Source organism: Donghicola tyrosinivorans (genome assembly GCF_003003355.1).
In the GTDB taxonomy this organism is placed as follows: Bacteria; Pseudomonadota; Alphaproteobacteria; order Rhodobacterales; family Rhodobacteraceae; genus Donghicola; species Donghicola tyrosinivorans.
Genome location: NZ_PVTQ01000007.1, coordinates 1 through 17,799, shown reverse-complemented (window position 1 = coordinate 17,799; position 17,799 = coordinate 1). Strand labels below are relative to the sequence as shown.

Sequence of the window (17,799 nt, the reverse complement as noted above, 5' to 3'; positions counted from 1 at the left end):
GCGGGTTTTTTCTTAGCTCAGGCTGTATTCGCCGCATTGGTCAGTGGTCAGATACGCTTGCTGTTCTGCCAGCGTGGGGAAGTTGGACAGGGCGTAGTGCAGCTTCACATAGGCCATTTCCAAAGTCATATCGCGCCCGTCCAGCACGCCCCGCGCCCGAAGAAAGCTGTCGGTTGCATAGGTGCCCATGTGCATCCCGCCCTCGGGGCATTGGGAAATGGCGATGACAGGGATCTGACGCGCGGCGGCAGCCTCTAGCGCGGCGCGGAATTCAGGGCTGTCGGGCGCGGTGCCAGACCCATAGCAGCGCAGGATGATCCCTTTGCTATTGTTGGCAGCATAGTCCACAAGCTTGGTGCTAAGGCCCGGTGTGATGGAAATCACGGCCACATCATGGGCGGAGACTGGTACGTGCCCGATCGTGTCGGCTTTGATGGTTGGCGGTACCTTGGTGGCTTCGGCGGTGAAGGCGTCAAAGGCATGGGAATGCGCTTTGCGGATACGGCCACCGTGCATCTGTTTGCCAGCGAATTGCACCCATACGCCTGCGGGGGCGTCCAGTGCTGTTGTCAGTGCTTCTTGCAGGTTGCGGGCGCCATCGTTGCCCTCGACCGTCAGGGGCAGCATCGCGCCGGTCACAATCACCGGCTTGGTCAATCCGGGCAGGGCCAGGCACAGGGCCGCTGCCGTATAGGCCAGCGTGTCGGTCCCATGGGTCACCACGAAACTGTCATAGAGGTCATAGGCCGCACTGATGGCTTGGGCGATCTTGTCCCAGTCTTCGGGGGTCGCTTGGGCGCTATCAATTAAGGGCGACAGGCAAACCACATCGATCCGGTCGTGCAACGTCCGCGCACCCATGCGTTTGACGGCATTCTCCACCACACCCTGTTGGGTGGCGTAACCTTCGGCTGTTTCAATCATGCCGATTGTTCCGCCCGTATGGATCACGAGTAGCGCCATGCTGCCTGAACCTCTCAAGAATTTCGTGCCAAATGATCTGCAAAATGTCAGGCAAAACTACGACTTGGATGCGCCGACAACAAGGACTGGAACCTAGATTTTCCGGATATGTTGTAAAACTTTCATTTGCTCAAGGGGCATGGATTCGATATTTCCGGAATTATGGATATAAATGATGCCGCCAGATTGTTTTCCGCCCTCGGGCACCCCGTGCGTCTTGGGGTGCTGCGTTTGTTGGTGCGTATGGCGCCCTTTGGTGCCCGTCCGACCGAGATCGCGGCGCAGTTGTCCCTAAAGCAGAACACCCTGTCCCATTATCTGTCTGAACTAGAGGCTGTCGGTGCCATCCGGTCAGAGCGACGGGGCAGGTCATTGTACTACGCGCCTGTTATTGAACGGCTTGGTGCGGTTTCGGATTATCTGGTGGCCGATTGTTGTCGCGGGCGCCCTGATTTATGCGCTGCGCCTTCGGAAGGCGGGCCTGTGGATGTCTTGTTCGTTTGCACCAGTAACGCGTCCCGTTCGGTCATGGCTGAGGCGATCCTGAATGATCTGGGGCAGGGACGGTTCCGCGTGGTCTCGGCCGGGCAGATGCCTGCGGATGTGGTCAATCCCCTTGCCGCGCAAACTCTTGAAGGGGCGGGGCATTTGGCGCAAACGCGCGCTCCAAAATCTATATCGGGATTTGCCGCGTCGGTCTTCGATCTGGTGCTGACCGTTTGCGACAATGCCGCCAGATGTGAGATCGGCATATGGTCCGGCCAGCCCGTCTGCGCCCATTGGAGCATCCCGTCGCCCTCCGAGCTTGGGGGCGATGTGTCCGCCTACCGACAGACCTACGACGCCTTGCGTCGCAAAATCGAAGCGCTCACTGCGCTACCTTTCGAACATCTTAGCCCTCTTGAACGTCAGTCAGCGGTCGATCGGATCGCTTTGGACATAGTGTAAAGGATTTAACATGACTCGTATCGCTTTGAACGGCCTTGGCCGGATGGGCAAACTGGCTCTGCGCGATCTGATCGACAATGGCGCTGGCGGCGAGATTGTCTTGATCAACGATCTGGCAGGCACGCCTGAACAGCATGCCTTGCTGCTGGAGTTTGATAGCGTCCACGGTCGTTGGCCCGTTGAGACCAGCTTTGACGCAGAGAGCCTGACCCTGAACGGCCAGAAAATCCGCGTGACCTGCGAAAAGCGGATCGAAGATCTGCCCCTGCAAGAGATGGGCATCGATGTGGTCATCGACTGCACAGGCGTTTTCAAAACTGCCGAAAAAATCGCGCCCTACTATGCGGCTGGGGTGAAAAAGGTTGTGGTCTCGGCCCCTGTGAAGGACGGCGGCGCGCTGAATTTGGTCTACGGGATCAACCACACAGACTACGATCCCGCGCAGCACAATCTGGTGACAGCGGCCAGTTGCACCACCAATTGTCTGGCCCCTGTGGTGAAGGTTGTGCATGAAAATCTGGGGATCAAGCATGGCTCGATCACCACTATCCATGACGTGACCAACACCCAGACTATCGTGGACCGTCCGGCAAAAGACATGCGCCGCGCGCGCTCGGCTTTGACGAACCTGATCCCGACCACCACCGGCTCGGCCACGGCGATCACGCTGATTTATCCCGAGCTTAAGGGGCGTCTAAATGGCCATGCGGTGCGGGTGCCGCTGCTGAATGCCTCGATCACCGACTGCGTGTTCGAACTGGAGCGCGAGACCACCGCTGAAGAGGTCAACGCCCTGTTCCAAAGCGCAGCTGAGGGCGAGTTAAAGGGCATTCTGGGCTATGAGACCCGCCCGCTGGTGTCCTGCGATTATGTGAATGATCCGCGCTCGTCGATCATTGATGCGCAGTCGACCATGGTGATCAACGGCACCCAGTTGAAGGTCTACGCGTGGTACGACAACGAATGGGGCTACGCCTGCCGTCTGGCTGATATCACCCGCTTGGTCGCAGGCAACCTATGAGCCAGCCCAACGGCGCCCGCGCCTATGCCGCTGTAACGGCGGCATATTGGGCCTTTATGCTGTCAGACGGTGCCTTGCGGATGCTGGTGCTGCTGCATTTCAACGGGCTTGGTTTCTCGCCAGTCCAGTTGGCGTATCTGTTCCTGCTGTATGAGATCGCGGGGATCGTGACCAATCTGGGCGCGGGCTGGATCGCGGCGCGGTTCGGGCTGGCCTCGACCCTATACGGGGGGCTTGGCATCCAGATCGTAGCGTTGATCGCGTTGGCGCAGCTTGATCCAAGCTGGGGCGTTGTGGCCTCGGTCATTTATGTGATGTCGGTGCAGGGCCTGAGCGGAGTCGCCAAGGATCTGGCTAAGATGTCCTCAAAATCGGCGGTCAAGCTGCTGGCCCCCAAGGGCGATGGCACGCTGTTCAAATGGGTGGCGCTGCTGACGGGGTCGAAAAATGCGGTCAAGGGCGCGGGCTTTTTCCTTGGGGCGGCGCTATTGGCGGTGGCCGGATTTACCGGCACGCTTTGGGGCATGGCGGCTATTCTGGCGGTGATCCTGCTGGCGATCGTCCTGTTTCTGCCCGCCGGTCTGCCTGCTGGTAAGAAGGGGACCAAGTTCTCGGCAGTGATCAGCCGCGATGCGCGGGTCAACCGCCTGAGCCTTGCCCGTGTGTTCCTTTTTGCGGCGCGGGATGTGTGGTTTGTGGTCGGCATCCCGATCTATTTCCAGTCGGTGCTGTCCGATGGCACGCCCGATAGCCGCCGCGCGGCCTTCTTTCTGATCGGGGGCTTTATGGCCCTGTGGATCATCGCCTATGGCGCGGTTCAGGCCTTTGCGCCCAAGCTGGTCGGCGGCAAAAACCAGCCCGTTCGGCAGATCGAAACCCAAGCGATGCGGTGGGCGGCTTATCTGACGCCAATCCCCTTTGTGCTGGCAGGCGCAGCCTATGTGGCTGGCGCCGGAGCGGTCTGGCTGACGGCGCTGGTGGTGCTTGGCCTTTTGCTGTTCGGCTTTGTCTTTGCTGTGAACTCGTCAGTCCATTCCTACCTGATCCTTGCCTTCGCGGGCGAAGGGCGGGTGACCATGGATGTGGGCTTTTACTACATGGCGAATGCGGCGGGGCGTCTGCTTGGCACCCTGCTGTCGGGGCTGAGTTATCAGATCGGCGGGTTGCCCTTGTGCCTTGGCACTGCGGGACTGATGGCGGCGCTTAGCTGGATCGCCGTGCGCCGCTTGCAGAAGTTAGAGCCTGTGGCCGCTTAGACCAGCTTTGGCAGGGTCTTGGCCTGATGGCTAAGGCCCGAAGCCAGCGGGAAAACTGTGGCCTGAAGCGCGTGGTAGATATCCGGCTTGCCGTCGAACTGGCGGGCGGTGGGTCTGCCGTCCGCGTCAATTTCGGGAAACCAGCCGCCGTTTGCCGCGTCCATGAAATGTGCGCCCGCAAATTGCCAGAGCTTGCGATACCACGCCTCATCGCTGGGGCGGCGGTCCAGCTTGATCAGGCTGGCCAGCACGCCGATCCCTTCGGTCACGGGCCACCAATAGCGGTCACGGATCGCGGGGGTGCCATCGAAATTCAGCGTGTAGAAGATGCCGCCATCCTTGGGGCCCCAAGCATCCATCAGCGCACGTTCCGCAATCGCACGGGCCTTTTCGGGTAGGCTTTGGTCTTTACGCCCGGCCAGATCCCAATGCTGCAAGGCCAGTCGGGCGAACTCTAGCGAATGGCCGGGGGTGGTGCCCGCAGGGCGGAACATGGGATTGCCCGAATAGGCGCGATCGACGCTCCAATCGGCGCGATAGTGTTCGGGGATGCGCCAGTCGTTCTCTGCCGCTTGGCGGTGGATGAAAAAGTCCAGAATGCGGCCCGCCTTGTCCAAATAGCGCCCGTCGCCTGTGGCCTCATAGGCGGCCAGAAGCGCCTCGGTTCCGTGCATGTTGGCGTTCATGCCGCGATAGTCGGAAAATGGCGTCCAATCCTGGTTCCATTCATCCGCAAAAAGGCTGTGATCCTCTTCCCAATAGTGCTGCTCCAGCAAGTCCGTAATGCTGCGGATCAACGCGTCGCCGGCAGGATGCCCTGCCATTTTTGCGCTTGATGCGGCCAACAGCACGAACACATGCCCATAGGCCAGTTTGCGGGTGTCGGTAGGAGTGTCCTCGGTCACGCCCCAGACATAGCCGCCGTGAACGGGGTCCAGATGGTGCGAGGCCAGATATCGCATCCCGTGGTCGATTATCTCAAGGCAATCAGGCACGCCCGCCAGATGGCCAAGGGCAAAGGAGTGGATCATCCGCGTTGTGCTGTGCAGCTCTTGCAGGCGCGAGGGCAGGGGATTGCCCGAATAATCCAGCACATAAAAGCCGCCATCGGGATTGACGCTGGCCCGAAAGAAATCGAACTGGCGCAGCGCCTGCGCGGCCAGCCAATCACGATGCGCAGGGGCATCGATCCAGAAGCTGTTGGTATCTTCGGGGCCGGATACGGAAATAGGGGCGGTGTGCATTTGTGCCTCATGGAACGCGGATCGCCGAAAGGCTAGAGCAGCTGTGCGCCGAAGACAACGGCGTCATGTCATGCGCTAACATGATGGACACATTCGGGCTGTTGCGGTTCTGTCCGCTGACGATCATAATCCGCGGACGATTTCGATTATCCCCGCCACAAAGGACATCTCCATGGTACAGAAAAGCGCTGAGGGTGACAAAATCGTTCGCCGCAAGCTTTCCGATCAGGTGCTGGACAAACTGCGCGAGATGATCAGCGCGGGCGAGTTGCGGCCGGGGGATCACATGCCCTCTGAACGGGCCTTGATGGAGCGTTTCGGTGTGGGGCGCCCTGCCGTGCGAGAGGCCCTGCAAAATCTGCACAACAGCGGTTTGATCACGATTAACCACGGTGAACGCTCGCGTGTGAACCAGATCGATGCGGATGTGGTCTTTGCCAAATCGGACGAGATCGCCCGACTGGTCCTAAGCGCGGCCCCTGGCAATCTGGAGCATCTGAAATCCGCCCGTCAGATGTTTGAATTGGGCTTGGTGCGTGTGGCAGCGGAAAAAGCGACAGCGGAAGATGTGGCGGACCTGCGTGCCATCGTCGAGCGCCAGCGCGGCCATCTGGACGATCCAGCCCTCTTTGTGGCCGAGGATATGGTCTTTCACAGCCGCATCGCGAAAATCTCGGGCAATCCGATTATTGAGGCGGTGTCGCGTGCGATGCTTGGATGGCTTTTCGAATACCACAAAGGGCTGCTGCATTGGTCCGGCAAAGAGACCGTCACCTTGGCCGAGCATGAGCGTATCGTGAACCTGATTGAGGCCCGCGATGCGGACGGCGCGGTCAAGGAAATGGCAGAACATCTGGACCGCGCCAAAGGCATTTTTGAGCCGAAGGGTTAAAAGACGTAGCTGAAGGTCAGGCCCGGCGAATAGTCGATGCTTTCACTCTCGTAGCCGCCCCGTTCCTGATAGCGGGTTCCGGTCAGCGTGGCGGACAGCACCATGTTCTCGGACAGCCGGTGATCCAGCGAAAAGGTTACTTCGGTCGTCAGGTTCTGGATCGGGGTGGGCAGATCGAACCCAAACGACACGTCGATCCCGAAGTCGGTGCTGTCTGACAGCGCATGGCTAATGGATGCGCCGAAGGTTGCGCTGGTCTCAGTCAGATCATCGTCCACATAAAGTGTCCGCGTCAGCTGCATATAAGGTGTCATGACCGTGGCCTCATCCACGTCAAAATCATAGCCCACACCCGCCGAGACCTCCATGTAGGGGTCCAGCATCTCGCCGGTGTCCTGATCAAGATCGCCCCCCATTTCGAAGGTCGCGCTTAGATCAAACCCGCCGGTGGTGATGTCGTAGGCGGTCCCCAGATATAGGCCAGCACTGATTCCGCTGGGGTCACTTTCAGCGTGGTAAATATCCAGTCCTGCATAGCCGCTGAGGGTCTGCGAGTCGGACAATTCGATCTCATGGCGGATTTCCGCGTTCGTTTCTTTGGAAACAGTCTTTACCGTTTCTTCGTCATTCTGACGCTCGTAGTTAACAACGACGGTATAGGGAGCGATGCTAATTTCGGTTTCAGCTTTTGCGGAAATCGGAAGCATGGTCAGCCCCGGCGTACACAGGGCCAAAATTCCGCCAGTGCGGAAGATAAGATTGTTAAACATTAACTTTTTGCTTTCTTTATACGCAAATTTTACTCGTTAAAGTTGATATTTTATGCGCTAGTGAAACTGTCATTTTGGCTTATGTATAGCATAGATGAAATTGATCGGCGTCGTAAAGACTTCGTCACCGATCCGCCGGTTAGAATAAAATTGTGCAAATTTTTCTCGTTTTATCATACATTAAGAAAGCCGAGGGTCGCAGATTGGGGTGTGGCTTTCGCGTTTTGAGGATCATTTTTTGTAGGTTTCGCTATGTTTGAGAGTGTGATCACCGGGGCAGAGTCCTCGGTTGCGAGCTATTGCCGCTCATTTCCACGCGTGTTCGATCACGCGAAGGGCGCCGAGATTTGGGACGCGGAAGGAAACCGCTGGATTGACTTTCTGTCCGGCGCTGGTGCGTTGAATTACGGACACAATCCAGAGCAGATGAAGCAAGCGCTTCTGGAATATATCTCTGATGACCGGATCGGCATGAGCCTTGATCTGTGGACCGTTGCCAAGGCGCAATTTTTGAATGCTTTTACCCAGAACATTCTAGAGCCGCGCGGGCTGGATTACGCCGTTCAGTTCACTGGCCCCACCGGTACCAATGCGGTTGAGGCCGCGCTAAAGCTGGCGCGGCTGGCGACGGGGCGCAGCACTATCGGGCGCTTTACCAACGGGTTCCACGGGATGACCCTTGGCGCGCTGGCGGCGACAGGCAACAGCTTTCATCGCAGCGGGGCAGGTGTTGGTCTGTCCGACACGCAGGTCCTGCCCTTTGAGGGGTATTTCGGTGAAGAGATCGATACGCTGGCCATCATTGAGCGGCTGTTTGACGATCCATCGTCGGGTGTTGATCTGCCTGCCGCGGTGCTGCTGGAGACCATTCAAGGTGAAGGCGGTTTGAACGTGGCCAGTACCGAATGGCTGCAAGGCTTGGCGCGGCTTTGCCATGCGCGGGGCGTTTTGCTGATCATTGACGATATTCAGGCGGGATGCGGACGCTCTGGCCGGTTTTTCAGCTTTGAAGAGGCGGGCATTGTACCTGATATCGTGGTTCTTTCGAAGTCCCTGTCGGGGTTCGGTCAGCCGCTCTCGATTGTTCTGCACTCTCGTGCGCTGGATATTTGGAAGCCGGGTCAGCACAACGGCACCTTCCGAGGAAACTGTCTGGCCTTTGTCACCGCCCGCGTGATGATCGAGACCTACTGGGCCGACGACCGGTTCCAGAAGGCTTTAGCCCGTGATGCCATTTGGCAAACCAACCGGTTGCAGCGTCTGGCCGCCAAGTTTCCGGACATGGTGACGGGGCTGAAGGGGCGTGGCCTGATGCAGGGGGTGGTTTGCCACGATCCCAATGTGGCTGCTGCCGTCGGCGCTGCGGCGTTCAAGCGGGGTTTGATCATCGAACGCTGCGGACCCTTTGACGAGGTAATGAAGATCTTCGCGCCTCTGACGATCTCGCGGCGCTTGCTGGAAGAAGGTTTTACCCGCCTTGAAGACGCATTTCGGGACGTGAGCACGCCATCGCGACACGTCGCAGCCTGATTTTTTAACAAGTATCCTGTTTCAAGAGGACTTTCATGAACGGTCAAGTTCTGGCCGCGCCCCCGCTTGCGGGCGCGCGCCCCTATATCCTTACGTCCAACGCAGATGACCGCCCCCGTTGGCGCGAAGGCGAACGGTTGCACCATGTGTTTGAGACAACCTGTGATGCCAATCCCGATGGCATCGCGGTCGAAACCCTGAGCGGTGGGCTCTCATTCGCCCAGATCGAGGCCCGTGCGAACCAGTTGGCGCGGTATCTGCTGACCCGCGGGTTGATCCCCGGTGATGTGGTGGCGCTGCTATTTGACCGCTCGGCCGAGAGTTATATCGCCATGCTTGCGGTGCTGAAGGTTGGCGCGGCCTATGTTCCCTTGGATCCCGGCTTTCCTGCGGATCGCATCGCCTATATCGGCGAGGATGCGGGCGTGCGGGCAGTGCTGACGATGGGCGAGTTTGCCTGTTTGGGTGCCTCGGCGGCAGAAATGCTGATTGCATTGGATCGCGACGCTGCCGAGATCGCCGAGATGCCGCAGACGCGGCTGTCCGGCGTGCCGTTCTCGTCAGAACTGGCCTATATCATCTACACATCCGGCTCGACAGGTCGGCCGAAAGGGGTCGCAATCGACCACGCGATGATCGTGAACTTTGTCCGTGTTGCAGAAGAATGCTACGGCTATCAACCTGGAGATCGGGTCTATCAGGGACTGACACTGGCCTTCGATTTCTCGGTCGAGGAAATCTGGGTGCCGCTTTTGGCGGGGGCAACCTTGGTGCCGAACCAGTCAGGTGCCAGCCTTGTGGGCGAGGATCTGTATGATTTCCTTCAGGAAAAGCGGATTTCGGCCCTGTGTTGCGTGCCTACACTTTTGGCCACGGTCGAGCCGACCTTGCCGGATTTGCGCCTGATCATCGTCTCGGGCGAGGCTTGCCCCGCCGATCTGGCGGCCCGCTGGCATCAGCGTGGTCGGGTGATCCTGAATGCCTACGGTCCTACCGAAACTACGGTGACGGCCACGATTGCGCGTTTGATGCCGGATACCCCGATCACCATCGGTGCACCGCTGCCCACCTATAGTGTCGCAATCCTGAAACCGGATACAGCCGAGGTTCTGCCCCAAGGCGAGGTCGGAGAGATCGCGATTGCGGGCATTGGCGTTTCGCGCGGGTATGTCGGCCGCGATGATTTGACGGCGGCAGTGTTCATCAAGGATATCTTCGGGATGCCAGAGAACGCCTCGGGTCGGGTATACCGGTCAGGGGATCTGGGGCGGATCGATGATCAGGGCCGCATCGTCTACATGGGCCGCATCGACACGCAGGTGAAAATCCGTGGTTATCGGATCGAACTGGACGAGATCGAAACGGTTATGCTGCAGGTCGCCGGTGTCCGCCAAGCGGTGGTGGCAACATACACTCCCGAAGGACAAGAAACCGAACTGGCAGCCTATTTCACAGGAACGATCACAGCCGAGAAACTTGCGGGCGAATTGCGCCGCAAGTTGCCCCCCTTTATGGTGCCGGCATTCTTTGAAAAACTGGACGCGATCCCGATGCTTCCCAGCGATAAAGCCGACCGCAAGGCGTTGCCCGCCCCGTCGGGCCGTCGTTTGGTGCAGGAGGCCACGGAATATGAGGCCCCCCTGGCCGGAAAAGAGGCCGACATGGCTGAAATCCTGGGCGGCCTTTTGAAGGTCGAACGGGTCTCGGCCACGGCGGATTTCTTTTTGGAGCTTGGAGCGAATTCCCTGCTGATGGCCCGTTTCGCGGCCCAATTGCGAAAGTTGGGGCTGGCAAAGGGCATTGCGATCAAGGATCTCTATCAACATTCAAACCTGCGCGATTTGTGCGCCCATCTGGCGCATTCGGACAACCAGACGATGCCGCTCAAACGCGATGTACAGGTCCATAAACCCACGTTGCTGCAATATTGGGGAACAGGGGTTTTCCAGCTATTGGCGGTCTTTTCCTACCTTTGGCTTGGCAGTTGGGTCACGATCCACGGGATCAGTTGGACCTTCAACGCCGAGACCGTGTTGACCACCTATCTGCACGCCTGCACCGTGGCTTTGGGCGGCTTTTTGTTGTTTTCCCTGTTGCCGATTGCGGTCAAATGGCTGCTGGTCGGGCGCTGGACACCGCAAAGCTTTCCGCTTTGGTCGTGGGCTTACTGCCGCTTCTGGCTGGTGAAATCCCTGATCCGCACTTCGCCCATCGGGCTGATGCCGGGCACGCCATTGTATAATTTGCACCTGCGCCTTTTGGGGGCCGATGTGGCGTGGACCGCAATGGTCCAGTCGGCAGCACCTGTTGCGACCGATCTGTTCCATGCGGGTAAGGACGCGGTGGTCGGTCGTGACGTGCTGGCCTCGGGCTATGTGGCGCGGGACGGCTATATTCACATCGGTTCGGTCCATGTGGGGGATCGCGCGTTCGTCGGTGACGGCTCGGTACTGGAGATCAACACCTGCCTGCCCAACGATGCGGAACTGGGCCATGCTTCCTGTCTGGCCGAGGGCCAGTCCCTAGAGGCAGGGCGCAGTTACTACGGAATTCCCGCGCAACCGGCCAAGGGTTTTTTCCGGACGCTGTCCAATCATCCCATCAGCGCCACCAGACGTATCTTGCATGCGCTGAGCGGTATTGTCGCGATGGCCTGTATCTTTGGTCCGATCCCTGTTCTGCTTTACCACTACATCATGCCGGATCAGGCGCGTTTGCCCTCTGAAGGGGCGCCGGTCAGCGTGGTTCCCGTCAATACGCTGATCATCATCGAAGAGATCCTGTTGGGCTCTGCCGTCCTGTTCGTCGCCGGTGTTCTCTTGTTGGCGGTGATGATGCTGGTTGTCCCGCGTCTGTCGTTTGCCTTTCTGCAAGAGGGGCGCAGCTATCCCCTCTACGGTTTGCGCCACTACATGCTGAACATGACGCGCGTCTGGTCGAACTCAAAATTTCTGTGCGGTTTGTTCGGGGACAGTTACTTTGCGGTGCCGTGGCTGCGTGCGGTCGGCTATCGGTTTCCCGATGCGGTGAACACGGGAACCAATTTCGGCATGGAGCAAAAGCACGACGTGCCGTTCCTGTGTGAGTTTGGCAGCGGCACGATGGTCTCTGACGGATTGATGGCGGCGAATGCGGAATACTCTTCGGGGCAATTCCGACTGGGCACTGTACGTTTCGGCAAGAACAGTTTTCTGGGGAATGCCCTGTTCGCCACGCCCGAGATGGCCCTTGGTGACGATGTGCTGCTGGGGACCAAGGTGCATATCCCGCTCCACGGTCGTAAGCGGACCGGCGTGGGGCTGCTCGGCTCGCCCGAGTTCGAAATTCCCCGCTCTGTGCAACGGGACATGGCGTTTGCGCAGTACGATGATCCGGAGGTTCGGGCCGAGCGTCTGCGCGCTAAGACCCGCTACAATCTGGTGTCCATGGCCTACTATCTGGCCCTCGGTTGGAGCCGTCTGGCGATTGCGGGTCTGATTGCGCACTATTTGATGTTCCATCTCGGGCTATGGTCCGCTGGTGGACTGGCGCTGACCACGATGGTTGTTTTCGTTGCCGGTGCCCTCTGGGGCGTGGCGATGGAACGCCTTTACGTGCGCTATGGTCCGGAGATGAAAGAGCGGGTCTGTTCGATCTATGAAGACTATTTCTGGTGCCATGAACGGTACTGGAAACTTAGCGTGACGACATCGCTGACAGCATTTAACGGCACACCGTTGAAATCCTTGGTGTGGCGGATCGCAGGGGTGTCGGTCGGGCGCTGCCTTTACGATGACGGGGTGTCGATCTCTGAAAAGCCGCTGGTCCGGATCGGGGATTACTGCACCCTGAACGCAGGGTCTGCGTTGCAGGGGCATTCGCTGGAAGACGGTTGTTTCAAGTCTGGCCCAATTCAGGTCGGGGATGAGGTGACGCTGGGTGTGAACAGCTTTGTTCATTACAGCACCACCCTTGAAGACCGCTCGACGGTTCAGAGTGACGCCTTTGTCCTGAAGGGCGAGACCCTTGAGGCGCAGACCGTCTGGAGCGGCAACCCTGCCAAATGCGAAAGCCTTCAGCATCAATCGGCCCTTCCTCAGATGCTGGAGCTAACCGCGGCCATTCCTTTCCCTAACGGGGCGGGCAATCTTCAGGTCCGTCCCGAAGTGGCCGCGCGGGCGGGCTCGGACATCGCGGCTCACGCGGTGTCCGGCGCCCCCTGAATATAATGGATGCGCACAGCGTCGCCGCAGGCTTGCTGTGCGATATCCAAGACATGGCGGTGATGGGTCAGGTAGATTGCCTGACCCGTCTTGCCGATCCGCTGCATCAACCGGCAGGCGGCGCGGGTCCGCGCCTCATCAAAGGTCTCAAAGATGTCGTCGCAGAAGAAGGGCAGGCAAGTGCCCTGCGCGGCAAGCTGTTCATAGGCCGCAGCGCGCAAAGCCAGATACAGTTGGAATCGCGTGCCTTTTGACATGTCTTCGGTGCGCTTGGCGCGTCCGCTTGCATCGATGGCAAGCAGCACCTCAGTGCCGCCGTCGACCTGAGTGCGCAACTGGCTATACGCCCCGTCGGTCAGAGCGGCAAAGGCGGTTTCGGTCGCCTGCAACATGCCACTGCGATGGGTATCGCGATAGCGGCGCAGGGCCTCTTCGGCCAGTTTGTGACCGATGTGCAGTTTTAGATAACGGCGGGCGCAGTCCTCGATCTCTAGCTCGATCACCGCGCGGCGGGCGGTCAGGGCGGCCACGTCCCCATCGGCCGACACGCAGCTCAGGGCGTTTTGTGCAAGCGTGCGGGCTGAAAGCGCGGCCTGCCAACGTTCCTCTGCTGCGTTCAGGTCTTGTTGTAAGGTTCCGGCCTGCGCCTCAAGTTCGGGCAGGGTGGCGCTTGCTAGGTCCCGACGTGCCGCCGCGATGTCCGCGCAGCCAAGCCGCTTCAGAATGCCTGCCTCAAGGTCGGTAATTGCGCGGCGCAAGGCGATAGCTTGCTGGCAGGCAAGGGCGGCCTGTCGCAGGCTGGCAAGATCATTTGGCGGCTCTTGCAGGTTGAATAGGCGGGCTTCGCGCTGGGTTTCTTCATTCAGACGGACAAGGGTTTTTTGCGCCGTATCAAGCCCCTCTCTGGCATGGGCCAAAGTCTGCGTCATTGCGGCGAAGTTCTCTTCGGTTTTCTCAGCCTGTGCCAACCGCTGCTGCAATCCGGCGAAAATTTCTAGCGGGGATGTTTCGGGCAGATCGTATTGTTGTGCCAATTTCTGCATCGCATCCAGAAAGGCGGATTTATCCGCCGTCATGGCGTCGATTTGACGGCTCAGGTCTTTGCGTTTGCTGTCATGTACACGCAAATCGCGCAGGGGCTTGAGCGAGTGCATCAGCGTTTCAGCCGAAAGTGCCCCGCCTGCGATTTCGGCGATCAGCGCATTCCACCGCTCTTGGCTGCCATGGGCGGCTTCTTCGGCATCTGACAGCCGTAGCTTTGCTTGTTGATGGGTCTGCTTTGCGATCATCGCGGCTTGCGCAGCTTTTTCATGGGCGGCTTTGATGCGCGTCGCCTCGGTCGCGACGGCGCGCGCCTTGGTTATGACCGTTTCAAAGTCATTTTCCGCGATTTTCATCGCCGCCCCGAGGTCTGCAGCGATCATCTTTGCCTTGGTCAGAATGTCTGCGTGTTGCTCTCGAACCCGTCGCAAATGGTGCGAGGCGCTGTGGGCCGCCTCTAGTTTGGCAATCCAGCCTGCAAAGGCGCGCGGTCCCATGGGCGCGGTCAGTCCGGCGTGATCGCAGTGTCCTGCGATCTGTACGCCGACTTCGCGCAACTTGCCTTGGCATTTTTCATCCGTCCGCTGTGCAGCTTCAAGACGGATCGCCAATGCATCAGCGGCCGCTTCGGCTTCGCGCAGGCGTGCCAGATCGCGGGCCTGCTGCAGCCGTTTGGCGCTGGCTTGGTCAAGGGTTTGCTGCGTGGACCAAAAGCCGTCAGCACTTTCGCCGGAAAGCGCTGCGCGGTGGGCATCCCATGCCGAATTGCGCGCATTTAGCAGGGATTGGGCTGCCTCATCCCCCATCAAGCCGCTGCTTTTCCGAAGGGCTTCAGCTTCTTGCAGCCGCTGGCGCCGGTCCGTTTCCAAACCTTCACGTGTTGCCTCCAACTCATCATGCTGGCGCATCAGGTCTGCGTGGCGTTCAGCGAGGTGCTCTGCGTCGGTGCTGGTAATTGGCAATGCCGGCAGCGTATCAAAGCTTTGCCCGAGATGTGTTAGCGCATCCATCGCCGTATTGGCCGCAAATTCGGCCTGACGGATCGCTTCAGTCGCGCGGGCATATGTGGGCCCCAGCGTTTCCACCTCAGCGCGTTCGATGATGTTTTGTACAGCCGATTGTTGCGGGTTAAACAGTGGCACGGCGTCCAGTGCGGCCTGCGCCTCGGTCAAGCGTAGGGCTTGTTCGCTTAACGCTGCTTTGCGCTCGGTCGTCAAAGCCTGCGCTTTGCTCAACTGATCCAAGGCAGCTTCAAGCTGACCCAACTGCCCGTCAGACAGAACCAATTGCTCAAGCGGAAGTGTCGATGCTGCCAGATCGGCGGCCAAGCCCTTCATGTCTTGAAGCACATGGCTTAAAGACGTCTGCCTGCGTTCCAGATCGGCTTCGGCCCCTCTAAAGCGGGTGCGCTTCATATCCAGCGCTTCCAGAACGTCGGCCAGTGACAGATCTTCGGGAGACCGTTTCAACTCTTCCAGTCGCGCCTCTAATGCGGTGATCTCTTGGCCTAGGCGCTCTGCGGTTGCGCTGGCGCGGTCATGTGCGCTCATCCGCTCGAGTAGCGCCTCGGGCTCGACCGGAAGATCATTGGGGTAGTGGGCAATCGGTGCAAAGTCTGTGGTCAACCGATCCAACTGAGCAAGCATCGGCAAGGCTTCTGCCTGGGCGGTGGCTTGCGCAAGTCTTGCTGCAATCACCTGTCGCGCTGTACGTGCCTCTTGTTCGGATGCGGTGGCCGTGTCCCGATCCTGTTTCAATTTCTTATATGCAGCGGCAGGCACATCCAGCGCGTCGATTTCTTTCTTCAGGTCCCCCAGTTCTTTTTTCAGCGCTGCCATCTGGGTTTTGCTTGACCGTTTCTTGTAGAGTTCATCCGCTTTGGATCGCGCGGCGTCCAACACTTGGGACAGGTCAGCCACACCGGCAGCGGCCGAAAATAGTAGATGCCCGATGTCGCCCTTGCTACTGGCGATCTCTTCGCCGCCTTGTTCGATCGTGTGGTCATCAAGGCATAGCAAGGCGCGGTAGTCCCGTTCCGACATGCCGCCAAGGTGCCCCGAAAATGTCGCCTCGGGTAGCGGGTTGCCATGTGCGTCAACCAAGGCGCCGTTCGATGAGGGCAGGCGGGTGATCTGACGGACTTCGCCGTCGATCTCTAGAAGTCCAGAAACCTGTAGGTTCTTGCGTTGATGCTGGAATGCGTAGCGTTCCCGCAGGGGAAAGCCGTAGAGCAATCGGAGGTACCCCTCCATCGTGGTGGTTTTGCCAGCCTCATTCGGGCCATAGAGAATGTGGAAGTCGCACTCCGATCGGTTGCCGAAGTCATATTGATGACCGCTGAAGTGACCGAATACATCCAGTTTCAACTGGCGCAGCCGCATCATACGCTTGCCCCCCGCATCATGGCGAGGATTGTATCAGTGCCTTCTTCCGCACTGTCCTGCAGAAGATTCTTCATGCGGTCTTCGTCGGGCGCCAACGTTTTACGCACGGCGGGGGGAAGATCGGCAATCATGGCCTCAACCTCGCGGGTCGCCTCGGCGGCGAAGCTGTCTTCGAAAGTGATCTGGCCCATCATTTCTTCAAGGGTGTCCAAGGCACCTGAATGATCGGTTTTGGCTGAAGGGGGGCTGAGGTCAAAGATGAGCTTTTCGATCCAGAGGTTGCCCGCGTCTTCTGCAAGCGCCACAGCGGTTTCCTGCCATGCATCTGCGTCGCGCAACAATTCCCACCGTAATTCGGTCTGGCCCGTGATCGTCATTCGCAGGATCGCTTGGTCTGACGTTATCGTAGATGCAGTCTCGCTCAGAGCATTGCGCATTTTGATCCGTAGTTCATCTGTTGACCGAAGATCGTCGACCTGAAGTGCGCAATCCTGAAACATGACCTGCGAAGTCGCGATCTCTGACACCGAGATGGCACCGTCGCTGATCGTCAGCAAGCTGGCTGTTTTTGCTCCGGCCTCGCCGATATCGCGCCCCTGAGGCATTCCGGGCATCACGATCCAAGGCTGGGAACTGTGCACCTGCCGCTTGTGAACATGCCCCAGTGCCCAATAGTCAAAGCCATGATTGCTGAGATCCGCCACAGTGCAGGGCGCATAAGGATCATGCCCTGCGGCCCCTGCAAGTGAGGTGTGCAGCATCCCTATATTGATCGCGCCTGGAACTGGTGGATTGAAACGGGGCAAAAGACTGTCTGGCGCATGTTTGCCGGAAAAGCTAACGCCGTGAATCCAAATATCGGTGTCGGGTATCTGGACCTTGTCACCCCGCCCATCAAACACATGAACGTTTGACGGGAGCGTCAGTTCACCGGTGATCGGGTTCTCAGCGTCATGGTTTCCTTTAATATAGAAGACATGGATATTCGCTTCTTGCAGCCGGCCCAGTTGGCTTAGCAGGAATGCTGCGGTCTTGGCGCTTCGCTCGGCGCCGTCGTAGAGGTCACCGGCGATGAGCAGAGCGATTACTTCTAGCTCAATCGCTACATCCACGATCTGCTTTAAAGCTTGTCGGGTTGCATTCTGTACAAGATCGCTCAGGCGCGGGTCTTTGAAAGCCAGAGACCGCAGAGGAGAATCCAGGTGAATATCGGCTGTATGGATGATCTTCATAATATGTCGCTTTGGTTGGTCGTAAGGTGGCCGCAATCCTTTCTGTAGGCAAGTCACTACGGTGTTTGCACGTGATGCTCTAAAGATGGCGGAAGACCCCTTAAGAACCCGTGAATGTGGATCAGTTTTTTGCGCATTCTCGGCTTGGATGGGATATTTATATTTAAAATCAGTTACTTACGATTTTTCTGCGTTTGCGGTGTATTTTCTTTGATTTAGGTCTTGCGACTCTTCTCGCCTATCCGTAGAAGACCCCTCACCGGCGGCGCTGAGGCGCGGTTGGGGCGGACGGGACGGTCGCAAGGCTGTTTGGTTC

Annotated in this window: 11 protein-coding genes; 6 read left to right on the top strand and 5 right to left on the bottom strand. The window is 58.6% G+C overall.

The genetic code is table 11. From position 1 onward, the window contains the following. Positions 1 to 12: 12 nt before the first annotated feature. Complete coding sequence (locus CLV74_RS11270; RefSeq protein ID WP_106264722.1) at positions 13 to 963, bottom strand: asparaginase; 951 nt, start codon at positions 961 to 963, stop codon at positions 13 to 15. 186 nt (positions 964 to 1,149) lie between these two features. Here CLV74_RS11270 and CLV74_RS11265 point away from each other — a divergent pair, with 186 nt between their 5' ends. The 3 genes from CLV74_RS11265 to arsJ are packed head-to-tail and all read left to right on the top strand — an operon-like array spanning position 1,150 to position 4,188. Next, positions 1,150 to 1,911, top strand: coding sequence for an arsenate reductase/protein-tyrosine-phosphatase family protein (locus CLV74_RS11265; RefSeq protein ID WP_170108030.1), 762 nt, complete (start codon positions 1,150 to 1,152; stop codon positions 1,909 to 1,911). 10 nt (positions 1,912 to 1,921) lie between these two features. Continuing rightward, on the top strand, positions 1,922 to 2,932 hold the full coding sequence (locus CLV74_RS11260; RefSeq protein ID WP_106264718.1) for an ArsJ-associated glyceraldehyde-3-phosphate dehydrogenase: 1,011 nt from the start codon (positions 1,922 to 1,924) through the stop codon (positions 2,930 to 2,932). Next, positions 2,929 to 4,188, top strand: coding sequence for an organoarsenical effux MFS transporter ArsJ (gene arsJ / locus CLV74_RS11255; protein ID WP_106264716.1), 1,260 nt, complete (start codon positions 2,929 to 2,931; stop codon positions 4,186 to 4,188). The genes CLV74_RS11260 and arsJ overlap by 4 nt, the downstream gene beginning before the upstream one ends. Here arsJ and CLV74_RS11250 read toward each other — a convergent pair. Beyond that, complete coding sequence (locus tag CLV74_RS11250; RefSeq protein ID WP_106264714.1) at positions 4,185 to 5,432, bottom strand: AGE family epimerase/isomerase; 1,248 nt, start codon at positions 5,430 to 5,432, stop codon at positions 4,185 to 4,187. The two genes, arsJ and CLV74_RS11250, sit on opposite strands and share 4 nt — an antisense overlap. A gap of 172 nt (positions 5,433 to 5,604) precedes the next feature. Here CLV74_RS11250 and nanR point away from each other — a divergent pair, with 172 nt between their 5' ends. Next, positions 5,605 to 6,324 (top strand): transcriptional regulator NanR, encoded by a 720-nt coding sequence (gene nanR / locus CLV74_RS11245; protein WP_106264712.1) that lies wholly within the window; start codon positions 5,605 to 5,607, stop codon positions 6,322 to 6,324. On the opposite strand, the gene CLV74_RS11240 is transcribed toward nanR, so the two are convergent. Continuing rightward, on the bottom strand, positions 6,321 to 7,094 hold the full coding sequence (locus CLV74_RS11240) for an autotransporter domain-containing protein (RefSeq protein ID WP_106264710.1): 774 nt from the start codon (positions 7,092 to 7,094) through the stop codon (positions 6,321 to 6,323). The genes nanR and CLV74_RS11240 overlap by 4 nt on opposite strands. Before the next feature lie 252 nt (positions 7,095 to 7,346). On the opposite strand from CLV74_RS11240, the gene ectB reads away from it, so the two are divergent. Beyond that, the gene (ectB, locus tag CLV74_RS11235) at positions 7,347 to 8,624 is read left to right on the top strand and encodes a diaminobutyrate--2-oxoglutarate transaminase (RefSeq protein WP_106264708.1); all 1,278 of its coding nucleotides are present in this window, start codon (positions 7,347 to 7,349) and stop codon (positions 8,622 to 8,624) included. Between the two features lie 35 nt (positions 8,625 to 8,659). Beyond that, positions 8,660 to 12,826, top strand: coding sequence for a Pls/PosA family non-ribosomal peptide synthetase (locus CLV74_RS11230; protein ID WP_106264706.1), 4,167 nt, complete (start codon positions 8,660 to 8,662; stop codon positions 12,824 to 12,826). Here the strand turns inward: CLV74_RS11230 and CLV74_RS11225 are convergent. Continuing rightward, the gene (locus CLV74_RS11225; protein WP_106264704.1) at positions 12,802 to 16,251 is read right to left on the bottom strand and encodes an AAA family ATPase; all 3,450 of its coding nucleotides are present in this window, start codon (positions 16,249 to 16,251) and stop codon (positions 12,802 to 12,804) included. The two genes, CLV74_RS11230 and CLV74_RS11225, sit on opposite strands and share 25 nt — an antisense overlap. Beyond that, positions 16,248 to 17,483 carry a metallophosphoesterase family protein gene (locus tag CLV74_RS11220; protein WP_106264701.1) on the bottom strand — a complete coding sequence of 412 codons (1,236 nt, stop codon included), beginning with the start codon at positions 17,481 to 17,483 and terminating at the stop codon, positions 16,248 to 16,250. The genes CLV74_RS11225 and CLV74_RS11220 overlap by 4 nt, the downstream gene beginning before the upstream one ends. Positions 17,484 to 17,799 lie beyond the last annotated feature (316 nt).